Raw genomic sequence first — 11,334 nt, 5'->3', positions numbered from 1 at the left:
TGAATTACGAATCGTAAGGCTAAAATTACAATCCTTTAAGACTTTTTGTGAGGACTCTTGCCACACACATTTAAAAACTTGCTTGGGGGGGAAATATAATCTTAAACAAAGCTGCAAGGCGAAATAAAATTCTATAAAAATAAAAAGAATTAAGTAGTTTTGTAGTAGAATTAAATTTTAGTGATTTGAAATAAACACTTGCGTAAAAAGGGGTTGTTATGTTACCAGCATGGAGTAAAGAAATTAGCGTGCATAATGAAAAGATTGATGAACAGCACAAAAAGCTATTTGAAATCGCAGGTCGTGCCTATATGATGACAGAAAAAAAATCAAGCAAAGAGGAAGTGATTGGGGTTTTACGTGAATTGCTTGAATATACAAAGGAGCATTTTAAAGACGAGGAAGAGTATATGCAATCCATTTCTTTTCCTCGTTTGGAGGCACATAGGGCAATTCATCAAGACATTATTAGGGATATGGTAAGTGCAGTAACGCGTGTGCAGAATCTTAACGATTTAAAAGATGAGATTGCAAAAATTGCAAAAAATTGGCTTTTGGTGCATATTATTAAAGAGGATATGCAAATTGAAAAATTTCGCCGCAATACCTGCCCGCTCCCTATAAAACCAACAGAACCAAAACCTGAAGAAAAGCCTGTGCAAACTGAAAACAAAAAAATTGAATATTTTTGCAGTTGTCCTAATAAGGTGCATTATGTGCCGATAGATGTAGATAAAAAGATTCGTGCAGGCGGTGTTTTTAATTGTAAAGTTTGCAAGCAAGCAATTCAACCTAAGTAATAAGGGGGACAAAATGTTAGATAAAAATGAGTTAAACGAATATGCTTTGATGGCAAATGCTTTGCGGTTTCTTTGTGCTGATATGGTGCAAAATGCCAATAGCGGACACCCTGGTGCTCCAATGGGGTTAGCAGATATTGCGGTGGTGCTTGGATTCCATATTAGACTAAATCCAAAAAATCCTAAGTGGATTAATCGTGATAGATTGATTTTTAGTGGTGGGCACGCAAGTGCGCTTGTGTATTCTCTGCTGCATTTATGGGGTTTTGAAGTGAGCTTGGAGGATTTGAAAAACTTTCGTAAATTTGGTTCTAAAACGCCCGGACACCCAGAATACAAACATACTCCCGGAGTTGAAATCACCACAGGACCGCTAGGACAAGGAATCGCAAATGCAGTCGGGTTTGCAATGGCGGGTAAGCTTGCTGCTTCTATGCTAGGTGAGGATTTGATTCATCACAAAGTCTATTGTTTGTGTGGCGATGGGGATTTAGAAGAGGGTATTTCGTATGAAGCTGCTTCGCTTGCTGGGCATCACGGCTTAAACAATTTAATTTTAATTTATGATTCTAATAACATTACGATTGAGGGAGATTGTTGCATTGCGATGAGCGAAAATATCAAGGCGCGTTTTGAGGCTCAAAATTGGGAGGTGTTCAGCATAGATGGACATAATTTCCTAGAGATTGATGAGGCTTTAAAAAAGGCAAAAAGTGCGCTTAAGCCCGTGCTAATTATTGCAAAAACACAAATTGCCAAAGGTTCGCAAAAATTCTGCGGCTCGCATAAAGCACACGGAGCACCGCTAGGGGCAGAGGAGATTTGCATCTCAAAAGAGAGCTTGGGATTCAATCCAGAGGAGCAGTTTTTTATCCCGCAATCTTGCAAAATTCGCTTCCAAAATACCGCAGAATTAGGAGAATTAGAAAATCATAAATGGAATCAAATCTTTGCAGAAAGTAGCCAGAAATCTCTTTTAGAGGAAATGTTGAAGCCAGATTTTAGCAAAATTGTTTATCCAAACTTTGAAGAACAAGAAGCGCAAGGCAAAGCAATTGCAACGCGTGCAAGTAATGGAATCATCTTGAATGCAATCGCACAGGCTTTACCCGGATTTGTTGGGGGAAGCGCGGATTTAGCTCCGTCCAATAATACAGAATTAAAAGGCAAGGGAGATTTTCCAAAGGGTAGAAATTTTCACTTTGGAATCCGAGAACACGCAATGGGCGCAATCAGTAATGCAATGGCTAATTATGGTTTGTTTTTGCCATTTTGTGCTACCTTTTTTGTGTTTAGTGATTATTTAGCACCAAGTGTTAGAGTGGCAAGCTTAATGCAAAGTAAAGTCTTTTATATTTGGACACACGATTCTATCGGTGTTGGAGAAGATGGGGCGACACACGAACCTATTGAGCAGTTAAGCCATTTTCGCGCTATGCCAAACCTCAATGTTTTTCGTCCTTGCGACGCCTTTGAAAATGTTGCTTGTTGGCAAGTGGCTTTTGAGATTAAGGGACCATGCGCGTTTGTTTTAAGTCGTCAAAATTTACCAATTTTAGAAAAAGTTTCTAAAGAAAACGTGCAAAAAGGTGCATATTTGAAATTGGCTTCTAAATTGGATTTGCAAAACCCAAAAATCACACTTCTAGCAAGTGGCAGCGAAATAGAGCTTGCTCTAAAGAGTGCTGAAAAGCTAGAACAAGAGGGAATCTCAACGCAAGTTGTTAGTGTGCCTTGTTATGATTTATTTATACAGGAGAGCAAAGATTATCGGGATTCTTTGTTGAAAGGCAAAGTCATTGCATTAGAAGCAAGTCGTGCTTTGGAATGGTTTGCTTTTGCAGAGGAAGTGATTGGTATGTCTAGTTTTGGCGCAAGCGGAAAGGGCGAGGAATTATTTAAGTATTTTGGTTTTAGTGTGGAAAATGTAATACAAACTGCCAAAAAACATTTGGGATAAAAGGTGGAAAGCCTCCATTTGTTTTCCAATACACGCGCAATGAAGCATTTTTTTGTGCAAAATTATACAGAGGATTTTTTACCGAGTGCAAAAAGTATTGCCGAGTTTTTAGATTTTATTTTAAGGGTGGAGGGAAAGCGAAAGATTCCGCCTTTTTTGCGCAATTTTTATTTGTATCAAGCAATTCAAGAAAATTATCAAAATACACAAAAATTAGGCAACTTTGCTAGGAATTTCACGCAATTTCTACTCAATTCTACTTTTTTTTTAAAATTTTATGATGAATTGTGTGCGGAATGTGTTTCTTTGGAATCGCTAGCAAATTCTGATATTTATGCCTTTTATGACGACCATTTGGAAGTCTTGAAAGCAATTTTTAAAAGCTATCAAGAAATTTTAATCAAAAATCATTTTTTTGATAAATATTTTTTAGAGGATTACCAAATTACTTTTGAGTTGCTTTACCCGTTTGAAAGAATTGTGATTCATTTAGAGGGTTTTTTGAGCCAATTTGAAATGCAGGTGTTGCGTAAAATTTCTAAGAAATTGCCCATTACTTTTGAATTGAATTTGGATTCTTTTAATCAAGAGTATTATACAAAACTATTTGAAATCCCTTTGGAGATAGGATTTTATGAGATTGTGTTGTTTTGCAATAAACTAAGTTATGATAAGATTGTGCAAAACATCAATTCTAAGGGCAAAGAATCGCAAGTTCAAGTGTTGGAGTTTAGGGATAAAATAGCAGAAGTGGGTGGTATTTTTGCTCAAATTGATGTGTGGTTGGGACAAGGAATCACACCAGAGCAGATTTGCATTGTTTTGCCTAATGAAGAGTTTGCGCACTATTTAAGGCTTTTTGACAAAGCACGCAATTTTAACTATGCTATGGGGAGTGCTTTAAAGTCAAGCGCATTGTATCGGAATCTCAAAAATGCTATTAAAGCGCAAAATGCGCAAGCAAACTGCAATGAATCTCCGCAGGTTGAGGAGCAAGATTCTACCTTAGCGATTCCCAATTTTTTAGATTTTGAATCTTTTAAAGAGTTTTTGCAGAATTTAGAGGCAAATTCCAAAGAGGCACAACGAGTCAAAGAGAAGTTTTTAGAGGGTTTAGAGCAATTTGATTTTGCTTTAAAATATCTTACATCTTTGAGTGTGCAAGAACAGATTTTGGCTTTTTTGGATATGATAGAAGAAGTTACATTAGATGATGTCGGTGGCGGACGCATTAGTGTAGTGGGGATTTTGGAGACACGTGGCGTGTGCTTTCCCTATGTCATCATTCCAGAGTTTAATGCAGGAAATGTACCGAGCCTAAGTGATAAAGATTTGTTTTTGAACACTGCAATGCGTGAGAAAATAGGGTTGCCTACACGAAAAAGTCGTGAAAATTTACAAAAACATTATTATGCTAAATTATTACAAGGAAGCTGCCAAGCTTGGATTATGTGCTTAAGCAACGATGAAAATAAGCCCTCGCGCTTCTTATTGGAGGATTCTATTTTTGGAAATTCCCCTTTGTTAAAGGCAGATACACGATATAGTGAGTATTTTTTGAGCGGTAAGGCATTAAATTATCAAGAGTGCGAAATTGTCGCTCCTTTGGAGATAAAAGATTTTAGTGCGACAAGTTTGCAGTGTTTTTTGACTTGTCCGCGTAAATTTTATTATCGTTACATCTTGGGATTCAAAGAGGCTGCGAATGAGGCAGTGAATATTGGTAGCAAAATCCATAATATTTTAAAAGAAATCTATCAAAGGACGCAAGATTATAATATGGATTTGATGTATCAAGAGTTTTGCAAGGAAATGGACAAAAGCCATAGTTTAAAAGAATCTTTTGAAAGCGCATTAGCAAAAAAATATCTCAAAAATTTCTTTGAATCAGAAAAAGTCCGTTTGGAGTCTGGCTGGATTCCTTTTGCCTTTGAGCAGGATTTTTGCTTTGAGTTTGCGGGATTTGCGCTTAAAGGGCGTATAGATAGGATAGATAAAAGAGGCAATGAAGTTTGTGTGCTAGACTATAAATACAAGCGTAATTTAAAGGTGGAATCTAAAAATTATGAAAAAGCCACAGATTTTCAGTTGCCCATCTATGTTTTAGCGATTCAAAAAGGTGCGATTTGCGCGTGTAATCCTAAGCAAATTCAAGCGGGATTCTATGATTTATATGAAGCGCAAATTAAACGAGAACAAGACTTGAATGCGAAGATTGAAGTTTTGCAAGAAAAATTAGAGACGATTAAAAAAGATTCCAAAGAAGTGAATTTTGTATTAGCTAGCAAGCGCGAAGCTTGCCAATATTGCGACTTTATTTACCTTTGTAACCGCTATTAATCGCCTTTAATGTCCTGACAATAAAGAGCAGGCATAGGCTTGCCATTAGAGCCTTAAAAACATAAACTGATTGTGTGTGCAACTTATCAAAAGTCGCATTTGCGATTCCCTCTTCGCCCAAACTTTGTGCTTGCAAAATATAAGGCGTATAATAAAGGGTAAAAAGAAAGATTAAAACAATGCTAATAAGTCCTAAAAGCGGGGCGATTCTAGCGTTACTCACACGAAAGGAGAGAATCTCATAGAATAGTATCACAACAGCAAGGAAGTTTAAAAGAATATTGAGCTTGACAAAAATGCTTGTCATTAGGATTCCTGATTGAAAGAGTGTCATTTCTAGGTTTGGCACAAGAGCGGGAGCACGAAAGATAGAGGGCGCACTCAAAGCTCCGCTTGCAATCACCGCACCAAGCGTAATGCCTAGAGAAAGCAGATAAAAGACTAAAAAGTAGGGTTGTAATCTGAAAAAACTTTGCATAAAAATCCTTTGATTTTTGTTGAATTATAACCAAATTGCTTTGCGATGTTGTTTAAGTTTGCGTTGTTGCTCCAAAAAATAAAAGGAACGTGGGTTTGTTTCTTAGGCACAATAAAATAGAGTATTCTGTGTAGCTAGATTCCCTATTCTCCAAAACTTTAAAGAAAACCACGAGATTTTAAGGGCTTGCTTGGGATTTAAAAAAGAGAAAGCGGGAAAAATGCGCTATGAAATGTTATTCTTGTCGGGTGTTTTTAAATCATTTTTTGTGCTTAATTTTTATTTTAAAATTGGAATTAAAATACATTTTGCCAACAAAACCAAAGGGATTTTATTTTTTGAAAATCTAGGTTATAATAGTCGGAATAAGGAGTAAAAATGAACCAAGAAAATAGCATAAAATGCCCAAATTGTGGGAAACAAATTGATGTGCAAGCTATTGTGTATCATCAGATTGAGCAAAAGATTTATCAGGAAAATTTAGAATCCAAAAAGCAATTTGAAACAGAAATTGCACAAAAAAGAAAGGAATATAAGCAAGCTTTTGAGGCATTACAAGCCGAGCAGGAATCCTTGCAAGAAAAAGTCCAACAAGCCACCAAAGAATCCTTAAAGCAAGAGAGACAAAAACTTCAAGAGTCTCTTAAACAAGAATTTGCGCAAGAATATCAAGAAGCCTTGAAAACTATGCAAAAAGAATTGGAGGAAAAATCCAATCAAGTCAGGGAATTAAACCTAAGCAAAGCGGAAATTGAGAAGTTAAAAAGAGAAAAAGGAGAGATAGAATCTAAAATCAAAGCCCAAGAGCAAGAGCGTCTTGCACAAGAAATGGCAAGCTTTAAAGAAAAGTTACATAAAGAAATAGAATCGCAAAATGAGCTAAGATTTCGTGAGAAAGAGCAGCAACTAGAGGGACTTAAAAAGCAACTCCAAGAAGCACAACGAAAGGTAGAGATTGGTTCGCAACAGCTACAAGGAGAGGTGCAGGAACTAGCGATTGAGGAATATTTACAGGTGCAATTTCCCTTAGATGATATTGTAGAGATTAAAAAGGGAGCGCATGGGGGGGATTGCGTGCAGATTGTGCATACAAGAGAGATTCCAAATTGTGGCAAGATTTATTACGAAAGCAAACGCACAAAGGAGTTTCAGCGCGCGTGGATTGAAAAGTTTAAAGCAGATATGCGCAAGGAAAATGCAGATGTGGGTGTGATTGTTAGTCAAACAATGCCAAAGGAGCTAGAACGAATGGGGTTGCTAGATGGCGTGTGGATTTGCACCTTTGAGGAGTTTAAGGCTCTTTGTGCTGTGTTAAGAGAAGGCGTGATAAGAGTGCAAATCGCACAAAAATCCCAAGAAAACAAGCAGGATAAAATGGGTTTGCTTTATCAATATCTCACGAGTTCTGAATTTAAAATGCAAATAGAAGCGATTGTAGAGGGATTTACACAAATGCAGAGTGATTTAGATTCCGAGAAACGCGCAATGCAGAGACTATGGAAGCAACGTGAAAAGCAGATTCAAAAGGTGCTTGAAAATACGATTGATATGTATGGTTCTATTAAAGGAATCGCAGGAAATGCGATTGGCAATGTGAAAGCCTTAGAGATTCCTTTTAACGAAAACTTGATAGAGGACTCTAATATTTAATCAAGCCTCCAATTAATCGGTGTTTTGCCAAGTTGTGTAAGAATCGCATTGGTTTTTGAAAAATGCTGACAACCCAAAAACCCGCTACGCGCTAAAGGAGAGGGGTGGGCAGCCTCAAGAATAAAATGTTTGTTGGGGTTAATCAAGGATTTTTTGGCTTTTGCATAATTTCCCCACAATAAAAAAATAATTCCCTCGCAGTGAAAGTTGATTTGTGAAATCACGGCATCAGTGAAATGTTGCCAACCAAAATGCTGATGAGAGGTGGGCTTGCCTGCTTCCACACTCAAAATGCTATTTAAGAGCAATACACCCTCGCGCGCCCAAGAGCTTAAATCTCCGCTTTGACAAGGAGGAATTCCTAAATCCATTTGTAATTCTTTATAAATATTCTGCAATGAGGGCGGAATCCTAACCCCACTAGGCACAGAGAAAGACAATCCCATTGCCTGATGAGGTTGGTGGTAGGGGTCTTGTCCTAAGAGTACAACTTTTAACTTGTCAAAGGGCGTGAGATTAAACGCATTAAAAATAAGTTTTGCAGGAGGATAAATCACCGCACCGCTTGTTTTAGCCTCCAAATAATGTGCCTTAATCTCTGCAAAATAGGGTGATAGAAACTCATCTTTTAAAATTTCTTTCCAGCCTTGCTCTATTTTGATATTTTCAAGTTTAATTTGTGATTCCATTGTTTTGCCTCTATTTGTTTGTGCGGCGGTTGTCGCGCATAATTGCATTAAAACGTTGCAATAAAATAGGATTGCTTGAAATATCAAAATTGCCAATAATGCGTGTAACATCGCGTTCATCTAACACACCTAGTGCTTCTTTTAACATCATTGCAAAGGCGAGTTCATCTTCGCTTAGAATCACATCGCCAAGTTTTTTTGTATATTGTTTAATCAGTGCTTTTTCTTCTTTTTCTCTGTCGCGGTCTTCAATTAAAACGCGTTCAATATGCGAAAGCACTTGAAATTTTTTGGCTTTGAGCATAGGGCGAGTATAGGCTTTTGTAAGAGACATAATGCGTTCAATAATCTCGTTTTTTTCTTCTTCGTTTTCATAAAATTGTTCGTAGTTTTCATACATAGAATCTGGGTAATAATCACGGATAATGTCGTATTTGAGTAAAGCAATTTTGCTCAAACGCTCTTGATTGTTTTGCGCACTCATATTTGCGATACTTTCACGCAAAAAGTTTATGTCTTCTCGGCGGTCTCCATAAAATTTTAACTGCTCAAATCGTTCCTCTGCAGGATAAAATTCGCATAACTTTTCAATTCTATCTAACAGAATTTCTTGAAAAGAACGATAAGCAACTTCTGTAATTTGCGTCATTTGTTTGTATTGCTTATCACTAGATTGAGACAGCACAAGCTCAATGGCTTCGTTTAAATCGTATTTTTCTAGGATTTTTTCTATTGCATCATAAAGAATCGCAAAATTAATGTCTTCTACCGAAATTGCGTGATAGACAAGTTCCATTTCTCGTTCAATATTATTTGAATCCTCTCCGGGTATAATTTCTGTTTGTTTGTCTGCGCGCAAGGTATTCATATATTCTGTAATGCGTTCTTTGGAGGTTTGCTTAAAAAGTTTTGCAAGGTCCGACATCGGCATACTTTCAAGCTTTTCTTTTGTGTAACCATATTGGCTTAATTGCCAAATAATTTCGCGTCTGTTCATCAAATCACCTCTTGTGATGGAATGTCAAGTTTTGTCTCTTGCAAGGCAAGCCAAGTCTTGAGTGCTTGAATATGCTCTTTTGTATCGTGGCAACGAATAATGCTTGCGCCGTTTTTTAGGGATTCTAAATGAATCGCAAGAGTGCCGCTTAATCGTTCCTCCGCACTACAAGGCGTGATTTTATCAATCAGACTTTTGCGACTTGCGCCGACCAAAAGAGGATAACCAAAGTGCAAAAAATGCCCTAAATGCTTAATAAGTGCCAAATTATGTTCTAAGGTCTTGCCAAATCCTATGCCAATATCTAGGATAATTTTTGAGATTCCGGATTTTTCTAATGCTTTTATTTGTGTTTCAAAAAATTTATCTATCTCTACAAATAGATTTTGATAATGTGGATTGTTTTGCATTTCTTTTGGGTTTCCTTGCATATGCATTACAACACATTCACAATCATAGCCACGCACAGCCTCAATCATTTCTTTTTTGGTGAATCCTGTGATGTCATTTATAAGATGAAAGCCACAATCTAAACACATTCTTGCAACATTTGGGGTGTAGGTGTCAATGCTTAAGATGATTTTTTCATTGATTTTTTCTTGCTTGATGAAATCTAAAATATTTTTTAAACGCGCTTTTTCTTCCTCTTCGCTTACCCAAGCACTGCCTGGTCGTGTGCTTGCCGCGCCAATGTCTATAATTTCTACCCCCTCTTGTATCATTTCTAGGATTCTTAGTTTTGCCTCTTGCGCACTTTTCCTAGAATCTTGATAAAAACTATCGGGAGTTGCATTGATAATCCCCATAATTTTAGGTTTAAAACGATGAAATTTAAGGTGGGATTCCAAATCTTGTGCTACTTGTTTTAATTCAAAAGGTTGTAGTTTAAGTTTTTTTAGTAGTGCTTTGCTCTGTGAGAGGTTGAGCATTAGGATTCCATTGTAAATTTCGCGTTTATAAAGAATCGCATCTCTTGGCAAGGCAAAATCTGCACCGACTGCTAAAGCTTCTTGTTTTAAAATATTTGCTGCAGGTGCTTTTAGGGATTGGATAGAGAAGCAAAAGGTTTTTGTTTTGTTGCGTAAGATTTGGTAACCTATATCTTCGCAATGGAGGTTTTTAAGTTCGTTTTCACAATTTTCTAAATACTGCACAAATGCCATTGTTGTCCTTTTAAACTATCAAAAGTTTTGACGAGCAAAATTTTGTTTTTTCTTGCGCAAGATTAATAATAGCAAAACCAAAAGTATATGGTGTGATTTTTCGTGTTGCTGCTCCCATATCAGTGCGCGTTCAAATATTTTTGTTTCCTTGACATCAAAATGTAAGCCAATTTTTAACGCGTCTAAATAAAGGCTTTGAATCTCTATTTTAAGGGTGTTACTATTCATTTCTTTTTGTTTTTCTTTCAAAAATAAATAAATTTTTTCTAAATTTATCGTGCGAATATCCAAAGCAAAAGGAGGTAATTTTTGTTTGTTTGTGTGATTGAGTATGGGCAGGCGCGAACGAATTGTCGGAAGAAGCAGAGATTTCATTCTAGCATAAAGAACAAAAATAACTCCATTTGGAGGTTCTTCTAAGATTTTTAAAAGAGCATTTTGAGCATAAATATTGAAAGAATTTGCGGCAATCAAAATGGTTTTTGTTTTTTCGCTTGCGATATAGCTTTCATCAATAATCGCACGGGAGATTTCAATCGTCAATTCCTCTGCACAAAAGAGACGATAATTTTGCTGATTTTGTTTTTCATAGTATTCGCCTGCTGCACTAATGGGGTGATTGACAAGTAAAATGCGTCCAAGATTGGAATTGCTTGAGGGATTTAGAGTAGGAATTGCGTTAGAATCTCGCATAAAAATCCTAGATTAATCTAAGCTTACACGCCCAAACATTGCGGCTTCCAAGGTTAGATTAAAGATTCTATACATTTGCATTAAGTGAATATCCACAAGAGAATCTGTGGATTGTAAAGTAAAGCTATTTTGCAAACGCGTATCAAATATCCACAGAAAACCATCTTCGTGGCTTAGTGCAAGCTTTGCTCGCGTTGTGTCATTATGTCCCACATACCAGAAAAAATATTTTTGGGAAAAGACATTATCCAAATAATCGTTAATTAAAGAAATTTCCGTTTCATCTTTGTGTGTTTTATCTAATTGAGGAAAAAGTGTTTGAATGCTGATGATTGGCACATAAGGGCGATTGTTTGTTTTATTGATGGAGCTAATCACATAATTCATAAACCATTCTCTATCTCTATCAGTTATCAAAATTATACTCTCGCCATTGAAAATTTTTTGTAAGGCGCGTTTGATTAACGGAATCCACTCAAATTTTCGCTCTTCAAGCCAAGTTGGGTGGCTTGCATCATAGCGCAAAGCTTGCAATGTCCAGCTAGATAAATCTTGCATAATTTG

Annotated in this window: 10 protein-coding genes; 4 read left to right on the top strand and 6 right to left on the bottom strand. The window is 36.7% G+C overall.

The genetic code is table 11. The features are described 5' to 3' along the window. Positions 1-218: 218 nt before the first annotated feature. From CQA43_RS08195 to CQA43_RS08185, 3 genes are read left to right on the top strand one after another with little or no spacing between them, the layout of a single operon-like run. A complete protein-coding gene (locus CQA43_RS08195) occupies positions 219-800 on the top strand; it encodes a bacteriohemerythrin (RefSeq protein ID WP_115552108.1) in 582 nt (193 codons plus the stop codon). 13 nt (positions 801-813) lie between these two features. After that, entirely contained in the window at positions 814-2,760 is a 1,947-nt protein-coding gene (gene tkt, locus CQA43_RS08190; protein WP_115552107.1) for a transketolase, read from the top strand. A 3-nt stretch (positions 2,761-2,763) separates the two neighbouring features. Then, positions 2,764-5,100, top strand: coding sequence for a PD-(D/E)XK nuclease family protein (locus tag CQA43_RS08185; protein ID WP_115552106.1), 2,337 nt, complete (start codon positions 2,764-2,766; stop codon positions 5,098-5,100). Here the strand turns inward: CQA43_RS08185 and CQA43_RS08180 are convergent. Then, positions 5,075-5,578: a DUF4149 domain-containing protein gene (locus CQA43_RS08180; protein ID WP_115552105.1), complete on the bottom strand. Its 504-nt coding sequence runs from the start codon at positions 5,576-5,578 to the stop codon at positions 5,075-5,077. The two genes, CQA43_RS08185 and CQA43_RS08180, sit on opposite strands and share 26 nt — an antisense overlap. A 378-nt stretch (positions 5,579-5,956) precedes the next feature. On the opposite strand from CQA43_RS08180, the gene CQA43_RS08170 reads away from it, so the two are divergent. Then, a complete protein-coding gene (locus tag CQA43_RS08170) occupies positions 5,957-7,228 on the top strand; it encodes a DUF2130 domain-containing protein (RefSeq protein WP_115552103.1) in 1,272 nt (423 codons plus the stop codon). Here CQA43_RS08170 and ung read toward each other — a convergent pair. Genes ung through CQA43_RS08145 form a run of 5 tightly spaced genes read right to left on the bottom strand, consistent with a single transcriptional unit; the run spans position 7,225 to position 11,328 of the window. After that, positions 7,225-7,917 (bottom strand): uracil-DNA glycosylase, encoded by a 693-nt coding sequence (ung, locus tag CQA43_RS08165; protein WP_115552102.1) that lies wholly within the window; start codon positions 7,915-7,917, stop codon positions 7,225-7,227. The two genes, CQA43_RS08170 and ung, sit on opposite strands and share 4 nt — an antisense overlap. A 10-nt stretch (positions 7,918-7,927) precedes the next feature. After that, complete coding sequence (locus CQA43_RS08160) at positions 7,928-8,914, bottom strand: hypothetical protein (protein ID WP_115552101.1); 987 nt, start codon at positions 8,912-8,914, stop codon at positions 7,928-7,930. Next, positions 8,914-10,077 (bottom strand): dihydropteroate synthase, encoded by a 1,164-nt coding sequence (gene folP / locus CQA43_RS08155; RefSeq protein ID WP_115552100.1) that lies wholly within the window; start codon positions 10,075-10,077, stop codon positions 8,914-8,916. Before folP ends, CQA43_RS08160 begins: the two co-directional genes overlap by 1 nt. 18 nt (positions 10,078-10,095) lie before the next feature. Beyond that, positions 10,096-10,770, bottom strand: a complete 675-nt coding sequence (locus CQA43_RS08150) for a DNA polymerase III subunit delta' (RefSeq protein ID WP_115552099.1) — start codon at positions 10,768-10,770, stop codon at positions 10,096-10,098. 12 nt (positions 10,771-10,782) lie between these two features. Further along, positions 10,783-11,328 (bottom strand): HobA family DNA replication regulator, encoded by a 546-nt coding sequence (locus CQA43_RS08145; RefSeq protein WP_115552098.1) that lies wholly within the window; start codon positions 11,326-11,328, stop codon positions 10,783-10,785. Positions 11,329-11,334: the final 6 nt, after the last annotated feature.

This window comes from Helicobacter ganmani (assembly GCF_003364315.1).
GTDB lineage: Bacteria > Campylobacterota > Campylobacteria > Campylobacterales > Helicobacteraceae > Helicobacter_D > Helicobacter_D ganmani.
The sequence above is the reverse complement of the archived record's forward strand: the minus strand, read 5'-3'. Positions and strand labels throughout refer to the sequence as shown.

Bases quoted from the DNA above. Each gene is read 5' to 3' on its own strand.
- CQA43_RS08145 (WP_115552098.1), bottom strand. From the start codon at position 11,328: ATGCAAGATTTATCTAGCTGGACATTGCAAGCTTTGCGCTATGATGCA.
- folP (WP_115552100.1), bottom strand. From the start codon at position 10,077: ATGGCATTTGTGCAGTATTTAGAAAATTGTGAAAACGAACTTAAAAAC.
- CQA43_RS08180 (WP_115552105.1), bottom strand. From the start codon at position 5,578: ATGCAAAGTTTTTTCAGATTACAACCCTACTTTTTAGTCTTTTATCTG.
- CQA43_RS08160 (WP_115552101.1), bottom strand. From the start codon at position 8,914: ATGAACAGACGCGAAATTATTTGGCAATTAAGCCAATATGGTTACACA.
- CQA43_RS08195 (WP_115552108.1), top strand. From the start codon at position 219: ATGTTACCAGCATGGAGTAAAGAAATTAGCGTGCATAATGAAAAGATT.
- tkt (WP_115552107.1), top strand. From the start codon at position 814: ATGTTAGATAAAAATGAGTTAAACGAATATGCTTTGATGGCAAATGCT.
- CQA43_RS08150 (WP_115552099.1), bottom strand. From the start codon at position 10,770: ATGCGAGATTCTAACGCAATTCCTACTCTAAATCCCTCAAGCAATTCC.
- CQA43_RS08170 (WP_115552103.1), top strand. From the start codon at position 5,957: ATGAACCAAGAAAATAGCATAAAATGCCCAAATTGTGGGAAACAAATT.
- ung (WP_115552102.1), bottom strand. From the start codon at position 7,917: ATGGAATCACAAATTAAACTTGAAAATATCAAAATAGAGCAAGGCTGG.